Source organism: Mesorhizobium sp. Root102 (assembly GCF_001425625.1).
GTDB lineage: Bacteria > Pseudomonadota > Alphaproteobacteria > Rhizobiales > Rhizobiaceae > Mesorhizobium.
The window spans coordinates 190,434-215,771 of sequence record NZ_LMCP01000047.1; the positions used below are offsets into that span (position 1 = coordinate 190,434).

The following is a 25,338-nucleotide window of genomic DNA, read 5'->3' on the forward strand; positions in this document are numbered from 1 at the left end:
TCGGGTTGACAATGGAGCTGACATACCCGACTTCGCAGAAAATGGCCACCCGCAGGTCCAGCAATTTCCAAAACCGCGAGCCCGCTGTGGCCGATCTGCCACTTATTAGAAGGACGCGGAAGTGAACTGTCGTCTCCGCATCGCGCTCTACCAGCCGGATATCGCCGGCAACACAGGGACAATCCTGCGCTTCGCCGCTTGCCTCGGGCTCGGCGTCGACATCATCGAACCGGCCGGCTTTCCGCTCTCCGACAAAGCGCTCAAGCGAGCCGGCATGGATTACCTCGAAATGGCTGCCCTGACCCGGCATGTCGACTGGCACGCCTTCGAGGACTGGCGCAAAGCCCGCGCGAACCGAGTGGTGCTGCTGTCGACCAAAGCCACGACCGCTTACACCAGCTTCACCTTCGCCGATAGCGACATCCTTCTGTTTGGCCGCGAATCCGCAGGCGTTCCGGATCCTGTCCATCAGGCGGCGGATGCGCGGCTGACCATCCCCATGCAGGGCACGGCGCGCAGCATCAACGTCGCGCTTTCCGTCGCTATGGTGGCGGGCGAAGCCATCCGGCAACTCGGCTAAAGCAATTCCAGGAAAAGTGTGAAGCGGTTTTCCGTCCGGAATTGCGTCAAGACCTATCGGCACTCCGTCTCCCGTCATCTTGACCCAGGCGCACATCGCCTTCTGCTTCGTTTGCACATTCAGGGTTTCTTCGCTACAAGCTCAACTTAACTTGAGGTCAAGCGGAAAGTGAGAAATGGCGCCAGTAACGGAATTGACGGTCGGCCAGGTGGCCATGCGCAGCGGGGTGGCGGTGTCGGCGCTGCATTTTTATGAGGCCCGCGGCCTGATCCGCAGCCACCGCACATCAGGCAACCAGCGCCGCTACAGCCGCGACGTGCTGAGGCGCGTGGCGATCATCAAGGTGGCACAAGAGGTCGGCATCTCGCTGGCCGAAATCGGCACGGCCCTGGCATCGCTACCCGAGGGGCGCACGCCAACACGCGATGACTGGAACCTGCTGTCGACCGCCTGGCGCGACAGGCTCGACCACAAGATCGCCCAGTTGAAGAAACTGCGCGACGGGCTGACCGATTGCATTGGCTGCGGCTGCATGTCCATCGACAAATGCCCGCTGCGCAACAAGGGCGACCGGCTGGCGAAGGAAGGCACGGGCGCGAGGCGGTTGTTGGTAGAGTCCTAGTCCGCCACCGGCAACCGCCTGATGGTGAACTCGATCAGGTCGCCCGGCCGCTCGAACCAGCTTTCGATCTCGGTCCAGTAGGCCTGCTTGGGAAAGCGCTCGAACCACTCCTTGGCCTTGAGCCGCGCATCGGAGCGCGGCAGCACGAAGGTCTCGCGCAGGAAACCGTCGCGCGGCATGCGCGCGCGCTCGGCCCGGCTTTGGTCGAGCCTTTTCTTCAGGCCATCCAGCGGCGGTCTTGCCGGGGTGCGCACGAAACAACTCCTTGCACCGTAATGACACTTGACCCTGTCCTCTAAGAGATTAGGGATCGCGCCGGCAAAAGACGAGTCATTTGTGGGACTCGCCGCCCCAACCGGAGACGGCACTTGGAACGACCTGAAATACCGGCAGGCCTGCCCGCCGACATCGAACAGAAGAAGATGAAGGCACGGCTGTGGTTCGAGGCGTTGCGCGAACGCATCTGCACCACCTTCGAGCAGATCGAGCAGGATCTTGGCGGGCCGCTGGCCTCATGGTCGCCGGGCCGTTTCGAAAAGACGCCATGGGAACGCGACGAGGGCCGCGGCGGCGGCGGCACCATGTCGATGATGCACGGCCGCGTCTTCGAGAAGGTTGGCGTCCACACCTCGACCGTCTATGGCGAGTTCTCAGCCGAATTCAGGAAGCAGATGCCCGGCGCCGAGGAAGACCCGCGCTTCTGGGCATCTGGCATTTCGCTGATCGCGCATCCCTGGAACCCAAACGTTCCGGCCGTGCACATGAACACGCGCATGGTGGTCACATCTCGCCAATGGTTCGGCGGCGGCGCCGATTTGACGCCGGTGCTTGACCGCCGTCGCACCCAGGACGACCCCGACACGGTCGCCTTCCACCGCGCCATGCAATTCGCCTGTGAGAAGAACGCCGCCGTTGCCGACTACCCGAAATTTAAGGCCTGGTGCGATGAGTATTTCTATCTGTCGCACCGCAACGAGCCGCGCGGTACTGGCGGCATCTTCTTCGACTGGCTGCATTCGGGCGAGGACAAAGGCGGCTGGAATGCCGATTTCAACTTCGTCCAGGATGTCGGCCGCTCTTTTCTCGTCGTCTACGGCCACCTCGTGCGCGCCAACTTCAACGAGAACTGGACCGACGGCGACCGCGACGAACAGCTCATCCGCCGTGGCCGCTATGTCGAATTCAACCTGCTTCACGATCGCGGCACCATCTTCGGACTGAAGACTGGCGGCAACGTCGCAGCCATCCTCTCCAGCCTGCCGCCCGAGGTTCGCTGGCCGTAACAAGATGGTGAGCGCGGCGTGAGCCGCATTGATGTCCCATTCGCTCGAAATGGGCATGGAATGTGGCACGCGGTGCGGCGAAAAAATTTCTTTTTCGTCTAATAGGCTCTTGAAAAGACTGGTCTATTTGTGGCGCCAGGTCGGGAAGCGCCGGCGGTTCGCCTGAGGGCGAGCCGCGACCCGACGCGACCGGACGGCCCAGACGATGCGGGACATCTTCGTCAAAAAGGATGCCCGCCTCCCCAGGAGTACTCCACAATGCGCAAGATCATTGTTTCGGCAGCCGCCGCTGCCCTTCTCGCTTCCGGTTCGGTGGCATTCGCCGCCGTCAAGCATACCACCGGGACGATCAAGACCTTTGACACGACGGCCATGAGCCTGGTCCTCGATGATGGATCGTCTTTTACGCTTGCCAAGACCTTCAAGGATCCTGGCCTGACGGTCGGTGAAAAGGTCCGCGTCTCATGGGATATGAAAGGAAAGAACAAAGTCGCCGAGGCCGTAAAGATCGCAAAATGACGGCTTGCCTGCCAGAGCAGGATGAGACGATATCCGGTCCTGTTTCGGGGTAGCGTAAGAGGGAGGAGCAGCGCTGCTCCGCCTTTTCACCGTTGACCGCAACCAATGTCACCCCATGTGTGTTATGCTGCTCTCCCGCTCGCGGCCCCAGGATTCGATCTCGGATTGGGCCGTGAGCCAAAAAAAGGTGTCGGAGCCTCAGGCTCCACGGAGGAAAAGGAGAAATCTCATGAAGGAATTTCACTGCGGGTCGCTCGTGCCCGGCTGTGACTGGCACACGCGTGCCGACGAGGAGGCCGAGGTCATGCGCCGTGCCGTCGAGCACATGCGCGAGACGCATGGCGAAACGGTCATCCGCGAGACGATGATCGAGGCGATCCGCTCGCGCATCGAGAAGACCCGCGACGCGGCCTGATCTACCCGGCCTTCAAGGCTTCGGCGGCGCGCATGAGGAGCGCGTCGCGATCAGGGGCAAAACCGGCTTCGACCCATTCCGCCTCCAGATTCTTGAGGACTTCGCCCAGTTTCGGCCCCGGAGTTGCACCGAGCGCGGTCAGATCGGCACCTTTCAGCGGAAACAACGGCTTTTCCCATTTGGTGGCGAAGGCAAGCAGGCGCGAAAAGCCACCGGCTTCGAGCAGCGCCTCATTGTCCTCGACAGCGCGCACCCTGGCTGCCGCAAGCGACAGCCGCAGACGGTCGACAAATCCCTGCCGGTCGCCGCGATAGAGCCTTTTCGCCAGTTCGCCCTCGGTCGTCTTCGGCTCGACGGCGGTGGTCAGCGCCCAGTGGCGCAGGCGATCCGCTTCAGCAGTCGAAAATTTGAGCCGCTCGGCGAGCGTCTTCATGCGCGCCGCATCCGGCGGCACGATCGCTTCCAGCCGCAGCAGCGGGTCAGGTGCCCAGCCTAGATCCTTCTCGGCCTTGGTTAGCCCATGGATCGCGTCGATGCCCCATTTCTCGCTTTCCGGCAGCGCGGCGGTCAACACACTCGCCTGCCGCATCCAGAGCAGCGCCCGCGAGGCATCAGGCGCCGACAAGAGCTTCTTCAGTTCCGACCAGATGCGCTCAGCCGAAAGCTGGGCCAGCCCTTCCTTCAGTCGGGCGCAGGCCTTCAATCCCTCGGCATCCGGCCGGCCGTCGCCATACCAGGCGAAGAAGCGGAAGAAACGCAGGATGCGCAGGTAATCCTCGCGGATACGCGCCTCCGCATCGCCGATGAAGCGCAGCCGGCGTGCCTCGATGTCGGCGATGCCGCCGACCAGGTCGACCACCTTGCCATCAGCCTCGGCATAGAGCGCGTTGATGGTGAAATCGCGCCGCTCGGCGTCGAGCTTCCAGTCGCACCCGAACGACACCTTGGCGCGTCGCCCATCGGTCTCGATGTCGGCGCGCAAGGTGGTGACCTCATAAGGCTTGCCGCCGGCGACCACGGTGATCGTGCCGTGCTCGATGCCAGTCGGCACCGCCTTGAAGCCTTCCGCCTCGGCGCGGCGGATGGTTTCCTGCGGCAAACATGTGGTGGCGATGTCGATGTCGGCGACCGGCTGGCCCATCAGCGTGTTGCGCACCGCACCGCCCGCGACACGCGCCTCCTCACCGCCCTCGGCCAGTGCGGCCAGCAGGCGCTGCAGATGCTTGTCGGTGAGCCAGTCGGCCCTGCTCGCGATCGAGACACTCACACATAGAGCCTTTCATACAGCGTACGGATGATGCCGGCGGTGACGCCCCAGATGCGCCGGTCGCCATAAGGCATGTCGTAGAAGAACCATTCGAGATCGTTCCACATGCGGCTGTCACGCTTGTGGTTGGCCGGGTCCATCAGAAAGCGCAGCGGCACTTCGAAGGCGGCATCGACCTCGTCGGCATTCAAGGCGAGATGGAAACCTGGCCGCACGATGCCCAGCACCGGTGCGATGCGGTAGCCGCTGCCGGCGACATAGTCGGGCATGCGGCCGATGATCTCGATGCGATCGCCGCCAAGGCCGATCTCCTCGAAGGTCTCGCGTAGCGCCGCAGCCTCCGGGCTCGGATCGGTCGGGTCGATGGTGCCGCCGGGAAAGGCGACCTGTCCCGAATGGTTGCGCAGCTTTTCGGCCCGTTTGGTCAAGAGAACCGTCGCATCGCCCTGATGATCGACAACCGGGATCAGCACGGCCGCATCGCGCAACGCCTTGCCCTGGTTGAGGCGCGGATGACCGGGGTTGAAGCGATGATCGCCATAGTCGTCACCGGCATGCGCATCCGGCTGCGCGGCAAAGCGCGCCCGAAAATCCGCTGATGAAAACGGCGCCTGCGACATCTGGTCCATCACGCGCTCAGCCACTTCAACTGGTCCGCCGGCATGATCGGGAACACCGCGCCCTTCGAGCGCACGGCAAACATTGTCTTGCCGCCGATCTCGACCTCCTCGCCATGCCCGACCAACTCATACATCACCGGCCGCGCCACCAGCGCCTCCAGGCGGCCGCGCACCAGCACATAGGGCTTCAACCCGCCGGTCTCGTTCTCGTCGACGAAGCGCAGCGGCCGCTCCGGCCCGGCCTCGACGACGTCGCCGACATTGGTACGGAAGGTGATGATCCGCGCGTCACCGCCGCCAGAAACATCCATCTCGACGGCGATGAAGGGCGCATCGGCGACGCGGATGCCGACTCGCTCCACCGGCGTCACCAGATAGGTCCTCCCGTCCTCGTCCTTGCGCAGCACCGAGGAGAAAAGCTGCACCAGCGGCATGCGGCCGATCGGCGTACCCAGATAGAACCAGGTGCCGTCGGCCTTGATCTCCATGTCGAGATCGCCGCAAAAGTCGGGATTCCAGCGTTCGACGGGTGCCGCGCCCTTGCCGGCGCGGGCCGCGCGCGAGATCAGCGCCTCGAGACCGCGCGCTTCAGTGGCGGTCGTGAGGCTTTCTTCACGATGTTCCAAGGGTCCCGTCATGGTCACGAAATAGTCACTGTTGTTCCGCTTGTCAGCCTAAGTCTGTGATTTAAGTTCAAATGCAGACGCTGGGCGAGGCCGAATCGCGGCAGTCATGGTATGCTGCGAGCTGGTATTTCCAACCACGAGGATCGATGCGGCATGAGCGTAATGGTCAAGGAAAGCCCGATCAGCGAAAAGGACATGATCGCCGAGGCCGAGAAGGCGCTGGCGGATATTTCCAGAATCCGTGACGGGGTCGGTCGGGTCATCTTCGGCCAGGAGAGTGTCGTCGAGCGCACCCTGGTGGCGCTTTTGGCCGGCGGCCATGCGCTGCTGGTCGGCGTGCCGGGCCTCGCCAAGACCAAGCTGGTCGAAACGCTGGGCATCGTGCTCGGCCTCGATTCGCGCCGCATCCAGTTCACGCCGGACCTGATGCCGTCCGATATCCTCGGCTCCGAAGTGATGGAGCAGGACGAGATCGGCAAGCGTTCCTTCCGCTTCATCTCCGGGCCGATCTTCGCCCAGCTTCTGATGGCCGACGAGATCAACCGCGCTTCGCCGCGCACCCAGTCGGCACTGCTGCAGGCGATGCAGGAATACCATGTCACCATTGCCGGCGCCCGCTACGATCTGCCGGCGCCCTTCCACGTGCTGGCAACGCAGAACCCGCTGGAGCAGGAAGGCACCTATCCGCTGCCCGAGGCGCAGCTCGACCGCTTCCTGATGCAGGTCGACATCCTCTATCCCGAAATCGAGGCCGAGCGCCGCATCCTGCTGGAAACCACCGGCATCGAGGACGCGAAAGCCCAGAGCGTGCTGCAGCCGGCGCGGCTGAAGGAAATCCAGACGCTTATCCGCCGCATGCCGGTGCCCGAAAGCGTCGTCGAGGCGATCCTCACCCTGGTGCGCTCGGCGCGTCCCGGCCAGGGCAATGCCGAGACCGACAAGCATGTCGCCTGGGGCCCCGGCCCGCGCGCCAGCCAGGCGTTGATGCTGTGCACAAGGGCGCGCGCGCTCTACGACGGGCGGCTGGCGCCTTCGATCGACGATGTCCGCGCGCTGGCCGAGCCGGTGCTGCAGCATCGCATGGCGCTAACCTTCGCCGCCCGCGCCGAAGGCACCAGCGTGCGCGACGTGGTGGCGAAACTGGCCAAAGGTATCTGATGGCGCATATTGGCGAGCTCCAAGCACCGGCCGCGACGCGCGACGCGCTCGCCCGTGGCCGGTTGCGGGCCTCGCTGGTTCCCGACCTGCTGGTCGAGGCGCGGCGCATTGTCAACACGGTGATCGCCGGCTGGCATGGCCGCCGCAAGCGCGGCATCGGCGAGAATTTCTGGCAGTTCCGGCCCTATGTCGAAGGCGATGCCTCACGCATAGACTGGCGCCGCTCGGCGCGCGATGACCACACCTACGTGCGCGACCGCGAATGGGAAGCCGCCCATACGGTATGGCTGTGGGCCGACCCCTCGCCCTCGATGCTCTACAAGTCGACCGGCGCCAGCGTTTCCAAGCAATCGCGCGCGCTGGTACTGGCGCTGGCCATGGCCGAATTGATGTCGCGCAGCGGCGAGCGCATCGCCTGGCCCGGCCTCACCGATCCGTTCACCGCCCGCAACGGCGCCGAGCGCATCGCCGCCCAGCTGATGCATGCCGGCGACTTGCCGGCAAAACCCGATCTGTCCGATATCAGGCGCTTCTGCGACATCGTCATCGCCAGCGATTTCCTCGATCCCGTCGAGGAGACGATGGCGTGGCTCGACGTGCTCGCCCGCCACGGCGTGCGCGCGCATCTGATCGAGGTTGCCGACCCGGCCGAGGAAACCTTCCCCTATGCCGGCCGCACCGAGTTCACCGATCCCGAGACCGGCGACAAGCTGACCGCCGGCCGCGCCGAAATGCTGGGTGACGAGTATCGCCTGCTCTACACCGCCCGCCGCCACGAACTGGCCGCCTGGTGCAGACGGCTCGGCTGGAGCTTTACCGTCAACCACACCGACCGGCTGGCGTCCGATGCGCTGGTGCGCCTGCACATGGCGATGACCGCCGATGGCCCCTCCATCGGAAAGGCTGTCGCATGAGCTGGCTGCCGCTCTCCTTTGGCGCCCCCATGGTGCTGTGGGGCCTGCTGGCGCTGCCGGTGATCTGGTGGCTGTTGCGGCTGACACCGCCCAAACCGCAGACCGAAATCTTCCCGCCGCTGAAAATCTTGGCCCGTGTGCTGAAGCGCGAGGAGACGCCGCAGCAGAGCCCGTGGTGGCTGACGCTACTCAGGCTCCTGATGGCGGCGCTCATCGTCGCCGCATTGGCCGACCCGGTCTTCAACCCGCGCGAAAAGCTGCCGGCCGAAGGTGCCGCGCTTGCGCTGGTCATCGACAATGACTGGGCAAGTGCCGCCGACTGGGGCAAGCGCGTCGCCACAGCCGAACGGCTGATCAACGATGCCGGCTCGAACGGCGTGCCTGTCGTCATCGCCTTCACCGCCGAAAAAGCCAATGCGGAGATCGGCCCGTTCGATGCCGCCGCAGCCCTTGACCGGCTGCGCGCAGCCAAGCCACGGCCGATCCCGACCGACCGGCCCGCCGTCTATGCCCGCGTCGCCGGCGTGCTGGAGACTTTGCCTGGCGCCAGCGTCGCCGTGCTTGCCGACGGCCTTGCGGCAAAGGGCGACGAGGCCGCCTTCAACACGCTGTTGTCGAAGAACGCCGCCCGCGTCGTCTGGGCAACCGCCGACCGGCTGTCGCTGACCGGCCTGACCACCTCCGATAACCAGGTCGACGGCTTTGCGCTAACCGCCATTCGCGCACCGGGCGACCCGGCCCCGGCGCAGGTGACCGCCGGCGCCTTCGACGACAAGGGCCGCCGCATCGCCGATGCGACGCTGACTTTTTCGCCTGGCGAAACCACCGCCACCGGCACGATGGCGGTGCCGTTCGAGCTGCGCAACGACTTCGCTTCGATCACGCTCGACGGCGAGCGCCAGGCAGGTGCCGTCCGCGTTCTCGACGAAAGCTCCAAGCGCCGCCGCGTCGGGCTGTTGTCGCAGGCCGAGGCCGATCAGGCGCAGCCGCTTTTGTCACCGCTCTATTACATCAGGCGCGCGCTCCAGCCCTTCGCCGATCTGGTCGAACCCTCCAGCGCCGACCTCGCCGATGCCATCCCGCAGATCCTCGACCAAAAGCCGGCGATGATCATCATGGCCGACATCGGCACCATTCCCGCACAGGTCCGGCAGAGGCTGGTCGACTGGGTCGACAATGGCGGCACGCTAGTGCGTTTCGCCGGATCGCGACTGGCCGCCGCCGGCAATGACGAAGATCTGCTGCCGGTCCGCCTGCGCACCGGCGAGCGTTCGCTCGGCGGCGCACTGTCATGGACGTCGCCGCAGCCGGTCACCGAATTCCCCAAGGCCGGCCCGTTCGCCGATCTGGCGCCGCCGACCGAGGTCACCGTCAGCAGGCAGGTGCTGGCCGAGCCGACGCCCGACATCGTCGAGCGCACCTGGGCGGCCCTTGCCGACGGCACGCCTCTGGTCACCGGCCTGAAGAAAGGCAAGGGCACGCTGGTTCTGTTTCACGTCACCCCCGAGGCGACCTGGTCGAACCTGCCGATCTCGGGCAGCTTCGTCGAGATGCTGCGCCGTATCGTGCAGCTGTCACGCAACCAGGGTGCGGCGATCGCCAATGCCGAAGCCGCCGCCACCTCGCTGGCACCCTACCGCATGATCGCGGCTGATGGCTCGCTGGTGCCGCCGACACCGGACGCGCGGCCGCTGGTGCCGGGCGCCGGTGCCCTGCCGGTGACTTTTGAAAACCCGCCCGGCCTCTATGGTTCCGAGACGGGCGTGTTTGCCCACAATCTGCTTGAAGCCGACAGCACGCTGGCCCCGCTGGTACGCCCGCAAATCACTGTTCCCGTCACATCGATCCAGTATGCCTTTGATGAATCGCGCAACCTGAAGGGCGCTCTGGTCGCGGCTGCCCTGGTGCTGATGCTGCTCGATACGCTGGCGGTGTTCTGGATGGGCGGCCTGTTTTCACGCCGGCCGCGCCGCGCCGGCGCCGTGGCTACCACAGCAGCAGTCCTGATTGCGCTTGGCGCGCTGTTCGGCCATGCCGATCTCGCGCGCGCCGACGATGCCAAGCCGGGCGACGAGGTTGCCATAGAGGCGATTTCGAAGACCCGCATCGCTTATGTGCTGACCGGCGTGCCGGGCGACGATTCGATCAGCCGCGCCGGGCTCGAGGGCCTGACCCGCTTCCTGGTCGAGAAGACGGCACTGGAACCAGGCGAGCCGGCCGGTGTCGACATCTCGAAGGACGAGCTGTCGTTCTATCCGCTCATCTACTGGCCGATCGATCCGGCCGCTCCGATGCCGAGCCAGGCCGCGATCGCCCGCATCGACGCCTATATGCAGCAAGGCGGCACGGTGCTGTTCGACACCCGCGACCAGTTCGCCAACGGCATCGGCGCCGATTCGACCAGCCCGGCGACGGAGCGGCTGCGCGACATCCTCGGCAACCTCAACGTGCCGCCGCTGGAGCCGGTGCCGTCCGATCATGTGCTGACCAAATCCTTCTTCATCCTGCCCGAATTTCCCGGCCGCTTCGCCGGCAGCCCACTGTGGGTCGAGGCGTCACTCGAGGCCAGCAACGCCGAGAACCGGCCGGTGCGCACCGGCGACGGCGTCTCGCCGATCATGATCACCGCCAATGATTTCGCCGGCGCGTGGGCGGTAGACGAGAATGGCGATCCGCTGCTGCCGACCGTGCCGGCGGACCCGATGCAGCGCATCTACGCGCTGCGCGCCGGCGTCAACATCATGATGTACATGCTGACCGGCAACTACAAATCCGACCAGGTGCACGTGCCCATACTGCTCGAACGGCTGGGCCAGTAAGATGACGTTCTTTGCTGTGCTGCCTACGCGGATCGACCCTCCCCACAAAGGGGAGAGTAAGGGATGAACTGGTCGATCTCTTTCGAACCGCTGATCTCCTGGCCCTTGCTGGCCTTGGCGCTCGTGCCGCTGGCGCTGCTTGCGATGGTCGGCCTGTGGTTTCGCCAGCGCGGCTCGGTCTTCCGCTTCATCGCCCTTCTGGCGCTCGCCGCCGCGCTGTTCAACCCGGTGTTCCTCAATGAGGAACGCGAGCCGCTGAAGAGCGTCGTCGCGCTGATCGTCGACCGCAGCCAGAGTCAGAATATCGGCGACCGCACCAACCAGACCGTCGAGGCGCTGGCCGGGCTGCAACAGCGCCTTGGCCGGTTCAAGCAGTTCGACGTGCGCGTCGTCGAGGCCGGCAAATCCGAGGCCGCCGAGGAGCGCACCGAGACACGGCTGTTCGGCGCGCTCGAAGGCGCTTTCCGCGACGTGCCGCCGTCACGCATCGGCGGCGCCATCATGATCACCGATGGCGAGGTGCATGATGCGCCCCCGGGCGCGCCCGATTTCAACGCCCCGCTGCATGCCCTGATCACCGGCAACGATCACGAAAAAGACCGCCGCATCCGCTTCGAGAATGCGCCACGCTTCGGCCTTGTCGGCAAGCCGCTCGACATGACGTACCGCGTCATCTCGACCGAAAACGAGACTGGCCTGGTCGATGTGCGCGTCTCGGTCAATGGCGAGCAGGTCGCGGTCGAGCATGCCACCGTCGGCCAGGCCATGCCGCTGCAGGTGACCATTCCGGGCGCCGGCCGCAACATCGTCGAGCTCGCCATAGATCGCGAACCAGGCGAACTGACCGACACCAACAACCGCGCCATCGCGCTCATCGACGGCATTCGCGAGAACCTGCGCGTGCTGCTCGTCTCGGGCGAGCCGCACGCCGGCGAGCGCACCTGGCGCAACCTGTTGAAATCCGATGCCTCGGTCGATCTCGTCCACTTCACCATCCTGCGGCCGCCGGAAAAGCAGGACGGCACGCCGATCAACGAATTGTCGCTGATCGCCTTCCCGACCCGCGAGTTGTTCGTCGAGAAGATCAAGGATTTCGACCTCATCATATTCGACCGCTACCAGCATCGCGACGTGCTGCCGATCCTCTATTACGACTACATCTCCGAATATGTCGACAAGGGTGGCGCGCTGCTGATTGCGGCCGGCCCCGAATATGCCGGCGAAAGCTCTATCGCACGCACACCGCTGATGTCGGCCCTGCCTGCGATGCCGACCGGCGAGGTGGTCGACAAGGCCTTTTATCCGCGCCTCACCGAACTCGGCCAGCGCCATCCGGTGACGCGCGGGCTCGATGGTTCGGCCACCGAGCCGCCGCACTGGAGCCGCTGGTTCCGCACCATCGGCGTGCAGAATCCCGAAGGCGAAGTGGTGATGAAGGGCGCTGACAACCGGCCCCTGCTGTTGCTCGATCGCAAGGGCGAAGGTCGCGTCGGCATGCTTCTGTCCGACCAGGGCTGGCTGTGGGCGCGCGGCTTCGAGGGCGGCGGCCCGCATGTCCAGCTCTACCGGCGCATTGCGCACTGGCTGATGAAGGAGCCCGAGCTCGAGGAGGAGCGGCTGACCGCCGATGGCCGCGGCATGGTGCTGGAGATCCGCCGCCAGACGATGGCCGACGATCCCGGTCCCGCCCAGATCATCACCCCGTCCGGCAAGACCTTGACCGTCAAGCTCGAGAAATCCGAACCCGGCGTCTTTCTCGGCAGCGTCGAGACCAACGAGATCGGCCTCTACCAGGTCGCCAACAGCGACCTGACGGCGCTCGCCCATGTCGGCCCGGTCAACGCACCGGAGTTCGCCGATGTCATCTCCACCGAAAACCGGCTGAAGGCGCCGGCGGAAGCCACCGGCGGTAGCGTGCGCCGGCTGGCGTCGTCCACGGCCCTTGGCAGCAATGTGACGCTGCCCTCCATCGTGCCCGTGCGCTCGGCTGGTGCTGCGTCCGGCAGCGACTGGATCGGCTTGCGCACCACAGACGACAGCGTGCTCAAGGCCGTCTCGCGCGTGCCGCTGTTCGGCGGCTTCCTCGGCCTCGGGCTATTGCTGCTGGCAATGGGTTCGATGTGGTACCGCGAGGGACGCTAGGACTACTCCTCCGGCTCCGTCGTGAACATCAGCGGATAGCCCTTGGCTTTGCCGGCATCGGTGGCGCGCGTCGCCTTGGTCTCGGCGACATCCTTGGTGAAGACGGCGACGACGCAGACGCCGCGCCGGTGCGCGGTGATCATCACCCGGTGCGCCTGGTCCTCGCTGAGCTTGAACTCGCCCTTCAGCACCGTCACCACGAATTCGCGCGGCGTGAAATCGTCATTGATGAGGATGACTTTGTAGAGCTTCGGCCGTTCGACCTGCGGCTTGACCTGAGTACGCGGTTTTGTGGTGATTTCAGGCATCGGAACCGACAGTTAGCATAGTGACCTTGCCGCCATTCTGGCATCAGCGACAGCAGCCGTCCATTTTGATTGACGCGCCAAGCCGATGTCCGGCGGGCGCGGCCATTCACAATCATGTGGGAAAGTGTCGGTTGCCGTTCAACGACCCTGACGGCCGAACATGCGACGGCCCTGGATCGCCCTCAGCGTCGTGGTGGACGGCATGTCGTGCCGAAGGCGGGTTCCACCGGCATCGGCCCGGCGTTCCAGCCATGCCGCGATCGGCCACGCGGCAGCGCTGATCAGCGTTGCGCCGGTCAGCACGATCAGCAGCCAGGTCTGTGCGGGCGTGATGTAGTCCCAGTTGGTGGAAATCGCCGGTGCAAACAGCGAAGGCTCGGTGCGTCCGCTGGCCGGATCGGGCACCGGGCTGGCGGTGAACAGGATCAGCACCTTGGCGACGCCGGTGACAACCAGGCCGCCGATCACCATCGAGCGCAAAATGGACGAAAGCCGCTTCTTCATGCGGATTGTCCTACATGGCCGGTGTTGCAAACGGGTTAAGCGTCGGTCGAGTTGCCTGGCTGGAAAGCCGCCGGTATTCAGCTCATCGACCATGCACTTGGCAGAAGGCCGCCCCAGCCGATTTACGGTTGGAACGGCCTTGCTAGAACTGACCTCGAAGCTGATCAGGGCTTCTTCGGAGCAGCCTTCGGGGCCGCCTTCGCGGGCGCCTTCTTGACCGGGCACTTGTGCTTCTTGGTCACCTTGCAGACGGTCTTCTTGGTGACCTTCTTCGGAGCAGCCTTGGCCGGAGCGGTGGTCGTCGCGGCAGCAGCCGGAGCGGTGGTCGTGGTGGCAATAGCCGGGGCAGTGGTCGTGGTGGCGGCTGCATTGCCAAGAACTGGCATCGAGAAGGCGAGAGCAACGGAGAGGCCGAGGGCGGACAGGATGGACTTTTTCATGGCTTCATTTCCTTTTTATGCGGGTCGAGTTTCTGATGTCACTGAACCGGGTCGTTCGGTGTCACTCCAAGCAGCTTCAAAGCATTTGCGAGCATCCGGATGCCCTGTGCCTGTTTCTTGGCGGCGCAGTACCGGTTGCCCTTCCTCTGAAGTGCCTTTGCCGCGGTGACCTGCGTTGCCGTGGCATGGGTTTCGAGGGCTTCGTCGAATTGGCGGCTGAGATTGGCGCACCGTTCGCTCCGGGTTGTGAGTGTCATCTTTGCGTCCGATTGTCCGACAGCGGCGGTAACCAGGCCAAGGCCCAGCAACGCACCCAACAAACTGATCGACAACCTTGGCATCGGTTTATCCGTAAACCCGGAGACTAGCGTCGCAGCCGATGACCTGACCGCCACGAGACCCGTTATGCCTTTGAAATTTTTCAGGAGTTTTTCTGAACTGTAGAATTTTGTTTCTGGATTGTGTCTGAGAAAGCCGGTGTGAACCGATCATCACCACTGGCCAACATATGGCCTGAATTCTATCGTGTGGGTTGCGACAGAAGGGCTTGGCAATCAACAATGACAGGGCTGCTGTGAAATCCGATGCACACATACTGATTGTCGACGACGACAAGGGCATCCGCGACCTGCTGCAGGAATTCTTCCAGAAGCGGGGCCTGCACACCTCGGTTGCCGCCGACGGCGTCGAGATGGAAACCCTCCTGCGCCGCACGCAGGTGGATCTCATCGTCCTCGACGTGATGCTGCCAGGCAAGAGCGGGCTGGAGCTGTGCCGCGACCTGCGCGCCCAGTATTCGACGCCGATCATCATGCTGACCGCCGTCACCGAGACGACCGACCGCGTCGTCGGCCTGGAGATGGGCGCCGACGATTATGTGCCGAAACCCTTCGACCCGCGCGAGCTGCTGGCGCGTATCCGCGCCGTGCTGCGGCGCAATGGCGCCGCCGAGCCCAAGCGAGCCACCACCAAGCAAATCTACCGCTTCGCCGGCTGGACGATGGACTGTTCGCGCCGCCGGCTGATCGCGCCCGACGATGTCAGGGTCGAGCTGACCATGGCGGAATTCAACCTGCTGCAGACCTTCGTCAAGAGCGCGCAGCGCGTGCTGACCCGCGACCAGCTCATCGAACTGTCCGGCGGCGACAGCGACTATTCCTTCGACCGCAGCATCGACATCCTGGTCAGCCGGTTGCGGCGCAAGATGGAGGACGACCCGAAAACGCCCAAACTGATCCTGACCGTGCGCAGCGGCGGCTACCAGTTCCTGCCCGAGACGACCTCCGAATGAGACGTTTCCTGCCGCAGACCTTGCCTGTCTGGGTACTGCTGATCGTCATCGCCGGCCTGCTGATCAGCCAGGTCGCGACCCTCTACATCGTGTCGCGCGACCGTGCTGCCGCCAACGACGTCGTCGACCTCTACCGCCTCAACGATCGTGCCTTCTCGCTGGTGCAGCTCATGCATGACGCCACGCCGGAGGAACGCAAAGCGACGGCGACCGGCCTGTTCAATTCAACCTATGCGCTCACCGTCTCGGACACGCCGGCGGTCACCTCGTCGATTGCAGGCGACGACGAACTGGCTGAACTCGAAGACATCCTCGTCGGCCGGCTGTCGAAATTCGGCATCACCGATGCGCGCGTGCGGCGTGACCCGGCGACGCGCGAGGCCGACGACGCCACCGGCACCGCGCCGGGACCCGATATCGGCCAGGTGGAACGCGACCTGCTGGTGCTGGCCGCCGACTTCGCCCAGAGCGACAAGCTGACGGCCTCGCTGCGTTTCGCCGACGGCCAATGGCTGAACTTCACCGAGCCGATCACGCCCGTCGGCCCGATCCTGAGCTTCGACAGCCTGCCGCTTTATTCGCTGATCGCCGGTCTGGTGGTGATCATGTCGATCTGGTCGCTGCGCCGGCTGACAGCGCCCTACCGGATGATGGAAACCGCGGTGAACCGGATCGGCAAGGACCTGAAGAGTCCGCCAATCGCTGAAGGCGGCAGCCGCGAGGTCCGTGCCGCCGCCCAGGCGATCAACGCCATGCAGGCCCGGTTGCGCGAATATGTCGAGGACCGCGAACATCTTGCGGCGGCACTGGCGCATGATCTGCGCACGCCGATGACCAGGATGCGCCTGCGCCTGGAGCTATTGCGCAAATCGGCGGTTCGCGAGGCGCTGGCGCATGATCTCGCCGATGTCGAGAGCATCGCCAGCTCGGTGATCGACTTCGCCACCTTCGAGGTGACCGAGGAAAAGAACGAACGCATCGATTTCTGGTCGCTCGTGGAATCGATCGCCGACAGCTATGACGACGTCTCGTTCGACGACGATACAAGATCACGCGGCCTCATCTGCATGGCGCGACCGGTCGCGCTCAAGCGCTGCGTCACCAATCTGGTGCAGAACGCGGTCACCTACGGCAAGAAGGCGCATCTCAGCCTGCGCCGGTCGGAAAACATGATCCTGCTCACCATCCGCGATGAAGGACCTGGGATACCGCAGGCACAGATCGACGCCGTGTTCGGCTCTTTCGTGCGCCTCGAACAATCGCGCAACCGCCAGACCGGTGGTCTCGGGCTCGGCCTGACCATCGCCCGCAACATCGCCCGTGCCGCGGGCGGCGAGATCCGCCTGTCAAACAACCCGGGCGGCGGTCTGCTGACGCAACTGCGCCTGCCGCTGGCGGCTTAGAGCAATTCCAGAAAAAATGTGAAACGGTTTTCCGTCCGGAATTGCGTCAAAACAAAGGGTTAGAGCGGTTCGCCGTTTCCTTGAAACGGTGAACGGCTCTAGAGGCAAGTCGCCCAAGTGCCGGCCTCGCAAGACAGAGCTTTAGCGGCGTTCCCCTAAAACCGAGGAACGCCGGCAACAAGATATCAAGGCCGGCACGAACCAGGGACGTTTTGCCGTTTTCAACGGATGACGGCGATCTTCCATGCCAACAGGGCAATTATTGCAGCCAAGCTGAAGAGGGTCGCCCAACCGTGCCGCCCGAATGCATGCAGGACAAGAACGGCCAACGAGGCAGCGATCGCTGCCAGCGTCCCTTCAATTTAAAAGAGCTGATGTGCACTCAGCTGCGTGCCGATCGCACCGCCAATCCTGAAAAACTCCAGGATCGATCGCATCGCAACCACCAGCAGTATTCCGGGTGCCTTTTTGGGCAGTCCCCAGTTTACACAGCCAACCCCAAATCCTCTCCAAAGCGCCTTCCCTGATCGCCGATGGTCCTGGAGTTCTCGCGGCTCCTACCGCCGCAGCACCGCACTCAGCACGTCGCGGATGCCGATCGCGCCGACAAATCGCGACTGGTCGTCGAACAGCGCCACCGGCGCGGTCTGCGAACGGTGCATGGCTAGCATCACGGTCTTCAGCGACGTGCCGGGATTGGCCCAGAACACCTGCGCGACTTCCTCCGGCTGGGCCTCGACATCGGCGCACGACACCCACACCGCCGGCTTGCCGTCGCGTTCGGCCGCCGCCACCAGCCCATGATCATCGATCTTGAAACGCGTAGTCTTGCGCCGGTCGAGCCACACCCAGCCATCCTTGCCGTGATCGAGGTCGCGGCGGTCGCGCATCACGTTCCAGGCGGTCAGCACCGACAGCGGATTCACATTGGCGATGAAGTCGCGGACATAGTCATTGGCCGGGCGCAGCACGATGTCTTCCGGCGCCCCGGTCTGCACGATGCGCCCGCCTTCCATGATGGTGATGTGGCTGCCTATCTTCAGCGCCTCCTCGAGGTCGTGGCTGACGAAGATGATGGTCTTCTTCAGCTCAGCCTGAAGCTGCAGCAATTCGTCCTGCAGCTTGGTGCGGATCAGCGGGTCGAGCGCCGAGAACGGCTCGTCCATCAACAGGATCGGCGCCTCGGTGGCGAAGGCGCGGGCGAGGCCGACGCGCTGCTGCATGCCGCCCGACAGCTCATGCGCGTATTTCTTCGACCACTGGTCGAGATTGACCAGCTTGAGCTGGCGTTGCACGCGCTCCTTGCGCTCGGCTTCAGGCACGCCGGCGAGTTCGAGGCCAAGGCCGACATTCTCCTCCACCGTGCGCCAAGGCAGCAGGCCGAACTGCTGGAACACCATCGCCACCTGTTTCTGCCGCAGTCGCCGCAAGGTCGCCTGGTCGCAAGTCACAACATCGACGGTCTTGTCGCCGTCCTTGACCAGCACCTGGCCGCGCGACACCACGTTGAGCCGGTTGACCGCCCGCAGCAATGTCGACTTGCCGGAGCCGGAGAGGCCCATCAGCACCGAAATCTCGCCCTCGTTCACGGTCAGGCTGGCACCGGCGCAGCCGAGCACATTGCCGGTCTTTTCGAGGATCTCGGCACGGCTGGCGCCGGCGTCGATCATCTTCAGCGATCCGGCCTGGTCGGCGCCGAAGACGATGTCGACATTCCGGAAATCGACGGCGACGGTCATTTCTTGCCTCCAACGGCGATGCGGGTCATCCGGTCGAGCACGATGGCCAGCACGACGATTGCCAGGCCGGCCTCGAGCCCGAGGTCGATACGGCGCGAGCCAAGCGCCCGGTTGATCTCGGTGCCCAGGCCGCCGGCGCCGATCAGTGCGGCGAACACCACCATCGACAGCGACAGCATGATCGACTGCGTCAGACCGGCCATGATGGTGGGCAGCGCCGAAGGCAGCTCGACCTTCCACAAAAGCTGGCTCTTGGTGGCTCCGAAAGCCTCGCCGGCCTCGACGATCGACTTCGGCACCGAAACGACGCCGAGATGGGTGAGCCGGACCGCGGTCGGGATGACGAAGATGATGGTGACGATGAGGCCGGGCGCATTGCCGAGACCGAACAGCGTCAGCACCGGGATCAGGTAGACGAAGGTCGGCAGTGTCTGCATCAGGTCGAGCACCGGTAGCATGACGCGATAGACCTTCGGCTTGTGCGCCGCCCAGATGCCGAGCGGCACGCCGATGGCCATGGCCATGGCAGCGGCCGCGACGACCAGCACCAGCGTCTGCACCGTCTGCTTCCACAAATTCTGGTTGATGATGAAGATCAGGCCGAGAAAGACGCCGATGGCGAGCGGCCTCGAGCGCTGCAGCAGCCAGGCGATGACAGCGATGATCAGCGCCAGCAGCACCGGCGGCACCATCAGCAGGATGCCGACCAGCCCGTCGAGCAGGAAATTGAGGCCATTTGAAAAGGCCCTGAACACAGTATCGAAATTGTCGGTGAGGAAACCGAAGAACGCCTTTCCCCAGGCGCCGATCGGAATCTTGTGATCGACCATGAATTTCGAAATCGGATCCATATCGCCCCTCTCATGCAGGAGACCGCCCTGCCCTCGGCCTCACCTATCGTCATCTTGTCACAGGATGTGAAAAAGGGCAGCCTTTTCTAAATGGCTGCCCTTATTTCGGTCATGCCGAAATCACAGTCGGCTCAGCTTCCGAGAGCGGTCTTGATGGCAGCCGCAGCGTCACCACCGTCGAAGGTTGTCACGCCGGCGATCCATGGCGTGATCGCATCGGGGTTTTTCTTCAGCCAGTCGGTCGCCACCGTGTTGGCATCGCCACCCTTGAGGATCGCGTCCATCATCTGGCCTTCCATATCCAGATTGAACTTGAGGTTGGCGATGAACTTGCCGGCATTCGGGCACTCGGTGGTGTAGCCCTTGCGCACAATGGTAAAGACGGTGGCGGCGCCGAAGCCGCTGTCGCCCATGCCGTCGAGATAGGTGATCTTCATGGCGCCCATCACCGGATGCGGCGTCCAGCCGAGGAAGGCGATCCACTCATTGTTCTTCATCGACTGCTCAGCCTGCGTCAGCATGCCGGCTTCCGAAGATTCGACCAGCTCGAAGCCTTCGAGATTGTCCTTGGGGTTCTTGATCATGTCGAGGATGATACGGTTGCCGTCGTTGCCGGCCTCGATGCCATAGATCTTGCCGTTGAATTTGTCCTTGAACTTGCCGATATCGGTCAGCGACTTGACGCCGGCATCCGCGACATAGGTCGGCACGACAATGCCGTAGCCGGCGCCGGTCAGGTTGGTGCTGATCGTCTCGACCGAGCCGTCGGCGGTGTAGTCCTTGATGTCGTTGGTCATCGACGGCATCCAGTTGCCGAGGAAGACGTCGAGATCCTTGTTCTTCAGCGACGCCATGGTCACCGGCACCGACAGCTGGATCGTCTGCGGCTCGTAGCCGAGCGCGGTCAGCAGCACCGAAGCGATGCCGGTCGTCGCCTGGATGTCGGTCCAGCCGACATCGGAAAGGCGCACCGCCTTGCAGCTTGCCGGATCACCGGCAAAGGCAGCGCTCGTGGACAAAAAAGCCGCCAGGCCGAGGCCTGCGACGAAAGAGTTCATGCGCGACATAGATATTCTCCCATTGTGATTCTTTGGCGAAGCGTAGTTACGGTTTCTTTGCCCGCCTTGTTTCGTCAGCCAAACACCATTCTGGTGTGGATTCAAGCGTTAAGGCAATCACGATCAACGGCGCGGGCTGGCCAATGAGCGACACGGCTGACGCTTTTGTCTTGCGATACGGCTTTTTCAGGGGAATGCGGGCGGTCGCCCCTCCACGTGCCCAGCCAAGTCGGCATAAGGTTTGTTTAGATTCAGGTCAGGCCGAGACGAAAATGGTGGGCTCCGAGAACCGGAGCGGAGCGTACCTTTGGGTACGTGAGCACCGGAAGCGCAGGAACCGCCATTTGCAGGCCGGCATCACCTGAATATCAACAGACCGTAGGACGGCATGGCCAAGCTCTATTTCCACTATGCAACGATGAATGCCGGCAAGACGACGATGCTGTTGCAGGCGTCGTACAATTATCGCGAGCGCGGCATGGGCACGATGCTGTTCGTCGCCGGCCACTACCGCAAGGGCGATACCGGCCTGATCTCGTCGCGCATCGGCCTGGAGACGGAAGCCGAGATGTTCCGCGACGGTGACGATTTGTTCGCCCGCGTCGCCGATCATCACGCGCACACATCAGTGCATTGCGTCTTCGTCGACGAGGCGCAGTTCCTCGAGGAGGAGCAGGTCTGGCAGCTCGCCCGTATCGCCGACCGCCTGAACATTCCGGTCATGTGCTACGGCCTGCGCACCGACTTCCAGGGCAACCTGTTTTCCGGCTCCCGCGCGTTGCTGGCCATCGCCGACGATTTGCGCGAAGTGCGCACCATCTGCCGCTGCGGCCGCAAGGCGACGATGGTCGTGCGCCTCGGCCTGGATGGCAAGGTGGCGCGCCACGGCGAGCAGGTGGCGATCGGCAAGGACGTCTATGTCTCGCTCTGCCGCCGCCACTGGGAAGAAGAGATGGGCCGCGCCGCGCCCGACGATTTCATCGGCTTCATCAAGGGCTGACCAGCTCACACAGTCGAGACACGCCACTTCGGAAACCGCCAACCGAGCCGCACGCCAAGCGTTGCCAGTGCGATAAGCGCCATGCCTGCAGCCTGCGCCGGTCCGAGCGGATGCCCATAGATCGCCCAGTCGACGATGATGGCGACGACCGGGTAGATAAAAGTGATCACGCCGATCACCGGTGTCGTCAGGCGTGGGAAGGCCGAATTCATCAACGCATAGGCAATGCCGGTGTGCAGCACGCCGATGCCGAGCAGCCAGCCCCATGACGCAGGCGCAATATGTTGGCCGATGTCCGCGAACGGGGCGAGCATGACGATACCCACCACCGTCTGGCAAAGCACGGTGATCTCGGCGCGCTGCTGGCCAAGGCCTTTGGCGAGGATCGTTGCAACGGCATAGAGCAAGGCTGCGCCCAGCGTCAGCGCAATGCCCAGCGCCCAGCTGGCATCGGGATGGCCGTGCGCGACCACGAGGCCGCTGGCCAGCACGACGCCGAGAAACGCCCCGATCATCCACAGCAGTTGGTCGAGTGAGATGCGCTCCTTGAGAAAGATGACGCCGATCATAACCACGAAGAACGGCTGGACATGGTAGACGATCGTCGTCGTCGCGATCGACGTCATGGCGAAGCCGGCGAAGAAGGCCGTCCAGCTCAGCACCATGCAGACGCCGGCAAGTGCTGCAAGGGCAAGCCGGGACGGCGACAGCGTCCGGTCCGGCAGATAGCCGCGCAACAGACACCATGCGAAAAGGAAGATCGCTCCGAACACGCACCGCCAGAAGACGACGGTGACGGGATGCAGCCCCGACTCCGTGACGAAGGCGCCGACCGTGCCAGCGATCACCATCGCCAAAGCGAGGTTCGCGGCCGGAAAGCGGGCTGTCGATGCGTCTGCCATGGGGTGTTCGTCCAGCTGTACTCCAGCCATCTGGTCACCGGCACGGCCTTCAAACAAGCGAATAGATTTGGAATGATCTATTCGATATGCTGATAGCACCATGGCCGCGCCACTCGACCTCAATCTGCTGAAAACCTTCGTCGCCGTCGTCGAGAGCGGCAGCCTTTCCAATGCAGCGCCTCGCGTCGGCCGCAGCCAGTCGGCCGTCAGCATGCAGATGCAGCGGCTGGAGGAGATGGTTGGCAACCAGCTTCTGGTGCGTGGTCCCAGAACGGTCACTCCCAATGCCATCGGCGAGGATTTCCTGATCTATGCGCGCCGGTTGCTGAAGCTTTCCGATGAGGCATGGGCGAGCGTCACCCGGCCGAAGGAGACCGGCAGCGTCCGTCTGGGTGTCCCGGACGACTATGCGGCCTTCCTCTTGCCACCCGTGCTGTCGCGCTTTGCGGAGGAGCATCCCCTGGTGACGGTGGAATTGATCTGCGAACAGTCGACCGCGCTAGTGAAGACGCTGGCGGAGGGGCGGCTGGATCTGGCCATCGTCACCCGCTTGCCGGAGCAGTCGCTCGACGTGATCCGGCTGGAGCGCTTCGTCTGGGTCGCCTCGCCTAACCATGTCGCCTGGCAGACCGACCCGCTTCCGGTCGCCTTGTTCGAACCAGGCTGCGCCGCAAGGATGAATGTCCTGCAAGCGCTTGGCGATACCGACCGCTCCTACCGCTGCACCTATTCGAGCGCATCTCTGCTGGGCCTGATCGCGGTCGTCCAGGCTGGGCTCGCGGTGGCTGGGCTCGCCCTGCGCAGCGTGCCGCCGTCGCTGCGCATCGTCGGCGGCAATGAAGGGCTTCCGGTGCTGCCGGACCTCGAAATCGGCATTCTGCGCAACCCGCTGTCGACGACGCCGGCGGTCGAACGGCTGAATGATTTCCTGCGCCGCGACCTGGCCCAGCAGGCCTGACTTGCAATACCATTGTCGTGGCCTGTCTTCTGCAATGCCGCAACGATGCAGCGTTTGTTAAGGCCTCGGTCCTATAAGGCCGCCAGCCAGAGCTCTCCGGGGTCAGCCATGTTTCGAGCCGCTTCATCCGCCAGCATTCTTCTCCTTGTCACCTCGCTTGCCGCCCATGCCGGCGGTGACCCGGCCCTGGGCAAGAAGGTCTTCAACCGGTGCATGGCCTGTCACGAAGCGGCCACCGACCGCGACAAGGTCGGCCCGCATTTGATGGGCGTCGTCGGCCGCACCGCCGGTAGCGCCGAGAGCTTCCTAGGTCGCTACTCCGAGGCGATGAAGAGTGCCGGTGCAGCCGGCCTGGTCTGGGATGAAGCCAATCTCGCCGAGTATCTCAAGGCCCCCAAGCTGAAAGTGCCCGGCAACAAGATGGCTTTTGCCGGCCTGACCAAAGACGACGACATCGCCAATGTCATCGCCTATCTGAAGGCCGATCCCAAGCCCTGATCCGCTGTTCGTCAGCTCTGTAAAGCTGGCTTTCGCGTCGCATATCGCGGCCGCGATTGCTGCAGTGGTTTGCCGAATACAAAGGCATTCGCGCGCCGTCGCTTTGCAGCATGAAAGTTCAATGACAGCTGAACTATGCCTGGCCGGCAAGCTAATCACGCCATGACCTCGCCTTCATTGACTTTCAAGACCGCGACGGATTCTTTTGTTTTCAGGGTGGGTGTTGTCTTGCGTCTTTCAATCCCCGAATGCCCCACATATATTCGCCGCTGTTCGCGACCAGCGACCTGATGCCGAAGCGGGAGGCCCCAATGGCGACATTGCAGAATTTCGATGCCGAAATTGCCAAGACCAAGCAGGTCGTGCAGGACATGCGCACCAAGATCGAGCAGTCCGGCACCGTGCTTGATACGCTCGCCACCGCCGACAAGAAGATCGGCGACGCCAATTTCGACATCGAGAACGCCCGCATCGAGGACGTGCTGAAACAGCAGAAGGTGATGGAAGGCAACATCGCCGACCTGATCATCGGGCTGGAGGACGCCACCAACGTCTTCGGCGCCGAGTTCGAGAGCATGAAGAACTACACCGGCTGGGAAAAATTCGTCGGCGTCTTCTCCAGCCAGAGCAAGCAGCGCATGCGCACCGATCGCGTCCGCAACATGTCGCTGGCCGGAAATCTGCAGGAACTGCTGGTCAAATCCGACACCATCGTCGGCATCCTGAAGGCGCAGAAAGAAGTCCTCGATCAGCGTTACAAGACCTCCGAGACCAGCCTGTCGCAGGTCATCGAGCGCCGCAAGACCACAATGACCAACCTTGAGGCCGTGCAGAAGCGGATCGAGGAACTCAATCCGATGCTTCTCGACATCGAAAACAAGATCGCCGCTTCGACCAGCCAGAAGGAGCGCACGCAGCTCGAAGGCGACCGCTCCAAGCTGGCGACGGAATACAACGAAAAGCAGGCGAAGGAGCAGGAACTGCTGGCCGAGAGCCAGACGCTCGAGCGCTACACCTCGATGTTCCAGACCTTCGTCGATTCGCTCAACAACCAGATCGCCGCGCAGTCGACGCTGATCAACAAGCTGACCATCGATACCGAGCAGCGCATCGTACTCTACAAGGCCCTGGAAGATTCGCTGAAGACCGCCGCCCAGCAGGACGTCGCCCACAAGATCAACACGCTGGGCAGCCAGGTCGACAACACCGCCGAGGAAACCATGGCCGGCATCGGTGCTGCTTCGCAAAAGCACATCGGCGACCTGCTTGAGATGCACGAGAAGAACATGGTCGCCACCGCCGACATCCAGCGCCGCAAGAAGCTGGCCGACGATGCCTTCGCCCGCCGCTTCGACGAGGTGCTGAAAAAGCACAATTCGGCAAATTACGTGCAGTCTTAGGGGTGACAGGACTGCCCGCGA

At 63.7% G+C, this 25,338-nt stretch carries 27 protein-coding genes; 15 read left to right on the forward strand and 12 right to left on the reverse strand.

Annotated features, from left to right (window positions below):
* Positions 1–121 precede the first annotated feature (121 nt).
* Entirely contained in the window at positions 122–580 is a 459-nt protein-coding gene (locus ASD12_RS30700) for a tRNA (cytidine(34)-2'-O)-methyltransferase (RefSeq protein WP_056595703.1), read from the forward strand.
* A 175-nt stretch (positions 581–755) separates the two neighbouring features.
* The gene (soxR, locus tag ASD12_RS30705) at positions 756–1,202 is read left to right on the forward strand and encodes a redox-sensitive transcriptional activator SoxR (RefSeq protein WP_056595707.1); all 447 of its coding nucleotides are present in this window, start codon (positions 756–758) and stop codon (positions 1,200–1,202) included.
* Here the strand turns inward: soxR and ASD12_RS30710 are convergent.
* Positions 1,199–1,456 carry a hypothetical protein gene (locus ASD12_RS30710; protein WP_027030665.1) on the reverse strand — a complete coding sequence of 86 codons (258 nt, stop codon included), beginning with the start codon at positions 1,454–1,456 and terminating at the stop codon, positions 1,199–1,201. The genes soxR and ASD12_RS30710 overlap by 4 nt on opposite strands.
* Positions 1,457–1,570: 114 nt before the next feature.
* On the opposite strand from ASD12_RS30710, the gene hemF reads away from it, so the two are divergent.
* The 3 genes from hemF (at position 1,571) to ASD12_RS30725 (ending at position 3,419) form a co-directional block, all read left to right on the forward strand.
* Complete coding sequence (gene hemF, locus ASD12_RS30715) at positions 1,571–2,485, forward strand: oxygen-dependent coproporphyrinogen oxidase (protein WP_056595715.1); 915 nt, start codon at positions 1,571–1,573, stop codon at positions 2,483–2,485.
* 258 nt (positions 2,486–2,743) lie between these two features.
* The gene (locus tag ASD12_RS30720) at positions 2,744–3,004 is read left to right on the forward strand and encodes a DUF1344 domain-containing protein (RefSeq protein ID WP_056595718.1); all 261 of its coding nucleotides are present in this window, start codon (positions 2,744–2,746) and stop codon (positions 3,002–3,004) included.
* A gap of 229 nt (positions 3,005–3,233) precedes the next feature.
* A complete protein-coding gene (locus ASD12_RS30725; protein ID WP_013529972.1) occupies positions 3,234–3,419 on the forward strand; it encodes a DUF1059 domain-containing protein in 186 nt (61 codons plus the stop codon).
* Position 3,420: 1 nt separating this feature from the next.
* Here ASD12_RS30725 and ASD12_RS30730 read toward each other — a convergent pair whose 3' ends face one another.
* Genes ASD12_RS30730 through ASD12_RS30740 form a run of 3 tightly spaced genes read right to left on the reverse strand, consistent with a single transcriptional unit; the run spans position 3,421 to position 5,944 of the window.
* Positions 3,421–4,686, reverse strand: a complete 1,266-nt coding sequence (locus ASD12_RS30730) for a CCA tRNA nucleotidyltransferase (RefSeq protein ID WP_056595720.1) — start codon at positions 4,684–4,686, stop codon at positions 3,421–3,423.
* Entirely contained in the window at positions 4,683–5,315 is a 633-nt protein-coding gene (locus ASD12_RS30735) for a CoA pyrophosphatase (RefSeq protein ID WP_056595723.1), read from the reverse strand. The genes ASD12_RS30730 and ASD12_RS30735 overlap by 4 nt, the downstream gene beginning before the upstream one ends.
* Positions 5,315–5,944: a DUF1285 domain-containing protein gene (locus tag ASD12_RS30740; protein ID WP_056595726.1), complete on the reverse strand. Its 630-nt coding sequence runs from the start codon at positions 5,942–5,944 to the stop codon at positions 5,315–5,317. Before ASD12_RS30740 ends, ASD12_RS30735 begins: the two co-directional genes overlap by 1 nt.
* Before the next feature lie 141 nt (positions 5,945–6,085).
* Between ASD12_RS30740 and ASD12_RS30745 the strand changes: the two genes are divergently transcribed.
* From ASD12_RS30745 to ASD12_RS30760, 4 genes are all read left to right on the forward strand, one after another.
* The gene (locus tag ASD12_RS30745; protein WP_056595729.1) at positions 6,086–7,090 is read left to right on the forward strand and encodes a MoxR family ATPase; all 1,005 of its coding nucleotides are present in this window, start codon (positions 6,086–6,088) and stop codon (positions 7,088–7,090) included.
* Complete coding sequence (locus ASD12_RS30750; RefSeq protein WP_056595732.1) at positions 7,090–8,004, forward strand: DUF58 domain-containing protein; 915 nt, start codon at positions 7,090–7,092, stop codon at positions 8,002–8,004. The genes ASD12_RS30745 and ASD12_RS30750 overlap by 1 nt, the downstream gene beginning before the upstream one ends.
* Positions 8,001–10,823, forward strand: coding sequence for a DUF4159 domain-containing protein (locus ASD12_RS30755; RefSeq protein ID WP_056595735.1), 2,823 nt, complete (start codon positions 8,001–8,003; stop codon positions 10,821–10,823). The genes ASD12_RS30750 and ASD12_RS30755 overlap by 4 nt, the downstream gene beginning before the upstream one ends.
* Before the next feature lie 63 nt (positions 10,824–10,886).
* Entirely contained in the window at positions 10,887–12,965 is a 2,079-nt protein-coding gene (locus ASD12_RS30760) for a hypothetical protein (protein ID WP_056595739.1), read from the forward strand.
* Between the two features lie 2 nt (positions 12,966–12,967).
* Here the strand turns inward: ASD12_RS30760 and clpS are convergent, their stop codons facing one another.
* The 4 genes from clpS to ASD12_RS30780 form a co-directional block, all read right to left on the reverse strand.
* Positions 12,968–13,273 carry an ATP-dependent Clp protease adapter ClpS gene (gene clpS, locus ASD12_RS30765; RefSeq protein ID WP_056595743.1) on the reverse strand — a complete coding sequence of 102 codons (306 nt, stop codon included), beginning with the start codon at positions 13,271–13,273 and terminating at the stop codon, positions 12,968–12,970.
* Between the two features lie 138 nt (positions 13,274–13,411).
* Positions 13,412–13,777, reverse strand: a complete 366-nt coding sequence (locus ASD12_RS30770; RefSeq protein ID WP_056595746.1) for a hypothetical protein — start codon at positions 13,775–13,777, stop codon at positions 13,412–13,414.
* A gap of 164 nt (positions 13,778–13,941) precedes the next feature.
* Positions 13,942–14,217, reverse strand: a complete 276-nt coding sequence (locus tag ASD12_RS30775) for a hypothetical protein (protein WP_056595749.1) — start codon at positions 14,215–14,217, stop codon at positions 13,942–13,944.
* A gap of 38 nt (positions 14,218–14,255) precedes the next feature.
* A complete protein-coding gene (locus ASD12_RS30780; protein ID WP_056595753.1) occupies positions 14,256–14,558 on the reverse strand; it encodes a hypothetical protein in 303 nt (100 codons plus the stop codon).
* Between the two features lie 233 nt (positions 14,559–14,791).
* Between ASD12_RS30780 and ASD12_RS30785 the strand changes: the two genes are divergently transcribed.
* The gene (locus ASD12_RS30785) at positions 14,792–15,508 is read left to right on the forward strand and encodes a response regulator transcription factor (protein WP_056596016.1); all 717 of its coding nucleotides are present in this window, start codon (positions 14,792–14,794) and stop codon (positions 15,506–15,508) included.
* The gene (locus tag ASD12_RS30790) at positions 15,505–16,911 is read left to right on the forward strand and encodes an ATP-binding protein (RefSeq protein ID WP_056595756.1); all 1,407 of its coding nucleotides are present in this window, start codon (positions 15,505–15,507) and stop codon (positions 16,909–16,911) included. Before ASD12_RS30785 ends, ASD12_RS30790 begins: the two co-directional genes overlap by 4 nt.
* A 557-nt stretch (positions 16,912–17,468) precedes the next feature.
* Here ASD12_RS30790 and choV read toward each other — a convergent pair.
* The 3 genes from choV to ASD12_RS30805 all read right to left on the reverse strand — a co-directional run bounded on the left by choV (position 17,469) and on the right by ASD12_RS30805 (position 20,568).
* On the reverse strand, positions 17,469–18,650 hold the full coding sequence (gene choV / locus ASD12_RS30795) for a choline ABC transporter ATP-binding protein (protein ID WP_056595759.1): 1,182 nt from the start codon (positions 18,648–18,650) through the stop codon (positions 17,469–17,471).
* Positions 18,647–19,501, reverse strand: a complete 855-nt coding sequence (gene choW, locus ASD12_RS30800) for a choline ABC transporter permease subunit (protein WP_013529957.1) — start codon at positions 19,499–19,501, stop codon at positions 18,647–18,649. Before choW ends, choV begins: the two co-directional genes overlap by 4 nt.
* Before the next feature lie 131 nt (positions 19,502–19,632).
* Complete coding sequence (locus tag ASD12_RS30805; RefSeq protein WP_056595762.1) at positions 19,633–20,568, reverse strand: choline ABC transporter substrate-binding protein; 936 nt, start codon at positions 20,566–20,568, stop codon at positions 19,633–19,635.
* 379 nt (positions 20,569–20,947) lie between these two features.
* Here ASD12_RS30805 and ASD12_RS30810 point away from each other — a divergent pair, with 379 nt between their 5' ends.
* On the forward strand, positions 20,948–21,559 hold the full coding sequence (locus ASD12_RS30810; RefSeq protein ID WP_056595766.1) for a thymidine kinase: 612 nt from the start codon (positions 20,948–20,950) through the stop codon (positions 21,557–21,559).
* A gap of 5 nt (positions 21,560–21,564) precedes the next feature.
* Here the strand turns inward: ASD12_RS30810 and ASD12_RS30815 are convergent, their stop codons facing one another.
* A complete protein-coding gene (locus ASD12_RS30815; RefSeq protein WP_056595768.1) occupies positions 21,565–22,461 on the reverse strand; it encodes a DMT family transporter in 897 nt (298 codons plus the stop codon).
* A 100-nt stretch (positions 22,462–22,561) separates the two neighbouring features.
* Here ASD12_RS30815 and ASD12_RS30820 point away from each other — a divergent pair, with 100 nt between their 5' ends.
* From ASD12_RS30820 to ASD12_RS30830, 3 genes are all read left to right on the forward strand, one after another.
* Complete coding sequence (locus ASD12_RS30820) at positions 22,562–23,419, forward strand: LysR substrate-binding domain-containing protein (RefSeq protein ID WP_056595771.1); 858 nt, start codon at positions 22,562–22,564, stop codon at positions 23,417–23,419.
* A 108-nt stretch (positions 23,420–23,527) separates the two neighbouring features.
* Entirely contained in the window at positions 23,528–23,917 is a 390-nt protein-coding gene (locus ASD12_RS30825) for a cytochrome c family protein (RefSeq protein ID WP_056595774.1), read from the forward strand.
* 311 nt (positions 23,918–24,228) lie between these two features.
* Positions 24,229–25,317 (forward strand): hypothetical protein, encoded by a 1,089-nt coding sequence (locus tag ASD12_RS30830; protein ID WP_056595777.1) that lies wholly within the window; start codon positions 24,229–24,231, stop codon positions 25,315–25,317.
* Positions 25,318–25,338 lie beyond the last annotated feature (21 nt).

Coding starts and splice junctions, on each gene's coding strand:
- soxR (WP_056595707.1), top strand. CDS start 756: ATGGCGCCAGTAACGGAATTGACGGTCGGCCAGGTGGCCATGCGCAGC.
- ASD12_RS30720 (WP_056595718.1), top strand. CDS start 2,744: ATGCGCAAGATCATTGTTTCGGCAGCCGCCGCTGCCCTTCTCGCTTCC.
- ASD12_RS30725 (WP_013529972.1), top strand. CDS start 3,234: ATGAAGGAATTTCACTGCGGGTCGCTCGTGCCCGGCTGTGACTGGCAC.
- ASD12_RS30735 (WP_056595723.1), bottom strand. CDS start 5,315: ATGGACCAGATGTCGCAGGCGCCGTTTTCATCAGCGGATTTTCGGGCG.
- ASD12_RS30740 (WP_056595726.1), bottom strand. CDS start 5,944: ATGACGGGACCCTTGGAACATCGTGAAGAAAGCCTCACGACCGCCACT.
- ASD12_RS30745 (WP_056595729.1), top strand. CDS start 6,086: ATGAGCGTAATGGTCAAGGAAAGCCCGATCAGCGAAAAGGACATGATC.
- ASD12_RS30750 (WP_056595732.1), top strand. CDS start 7,090: ATGGCGCATATTGGCGAGCTCCAAGCACCGGCCGCGACGCGCGACGCG.
- ASD12_RS30755 (WP_056595735.1), top strand. CDS start 8,001: ATGAGCTGGCTGCCGCTCTCCTTTGGCGCCCCCATGGTGCTGTGGGGC.
- ASD12_RS30760 (WP_056595739.1), top strand. CDS start 10,887: ATGAACTGGTCGATCTCTTTCGAACCGCTGATCTCCTGGCCCTTGCTG.
- clpS (WP_056595743.1), bottom strand. CDS start 13,273: ATGCCTGAAATCACCACAAAACCGCGTACTCAGGTCAAGCCGCAGGTC.
- ASD12_RS30770 (WP_056595746.1), bottom strand. CDS start 13,777: ATGAAGAAGCGGCTTTCGTCCATTTTGCGCTCGATGGTGATCGGCGGC.
- ASD12_RS30775 (WP_056595749.1), bottom strand. CDS start 14,217: ATGAAAAAGTCCATCCTGTCCGCCCTCGGCCTCTCCGTTGCTCTCGCC.
- ASD12_RS30780 (WP_056595753.1), bottom strand. CDS start 14,558: ATGCCAAGGTTGTCGATCAGTTTGTTGGGTGCGTTGCTGGGCCTTGGC.
- ASD12_RS30790 (WP_056595756.1), top strand. CDS start 15,505: ATGAGACGTTTCCTGCCGCAGACCTTGCCTGTCTGGGTACTGCTGATC.
- choV (WP_056595759.1), bottom strand. CDS start 18,650: ATGACCGTCGCCGTCGATTTCCGGAATGTCGACATCGTCTTCGGCGCC.
- choW (WP_013529957.1), bottom strand. CDS start 19,501: ATGGATCCGATTTCGAAATTCATGGTCGATCACAAGATTCCGATCGGC.
- ASD12_RS30805 (WP_056595762.1), bottom strand. CDS start 20,568: ATGTCGCGCATGAACTCTTTCGTCGCAGGCCTCGGCCTGGCGGCTTTT.
- ASD12_RS30810 (WP_056595766.1), top strand. CDS start 20,948: ATGGCCAAGCTCTATTTCCACTATGCAACGATGAATGCCGGCAAGACG.
- ASD12_RS30815 (WP_056595768.1), bottom strand. CDS start 22,461: ATGGCAGACGCATCGACAGCCCGCTTTCCGGCCGCGAACCTCGCTTTG.
- ASD12_RS30820 (WP_056595771.1), top strand. CDS start 22,562: ATGGCCGCGCCACTCGACCTCAATCTGCTGAAAACCTTCGTCGCCGTC.
- ASD12_RS30825 (WP_056595774.1), top strand. CDS start 23,528: ATGTTTCGAGCCGCTTCATCCGCCAGCATTCTTCTCCTTGTCACCTCG.
- ASD12_RS30830 (WP_056595777.1), top strand. CDS start 24,229: ATGGCGACATTGCAGAATTTCGATGCCGAAATTGCCAAGACCAAGCAG.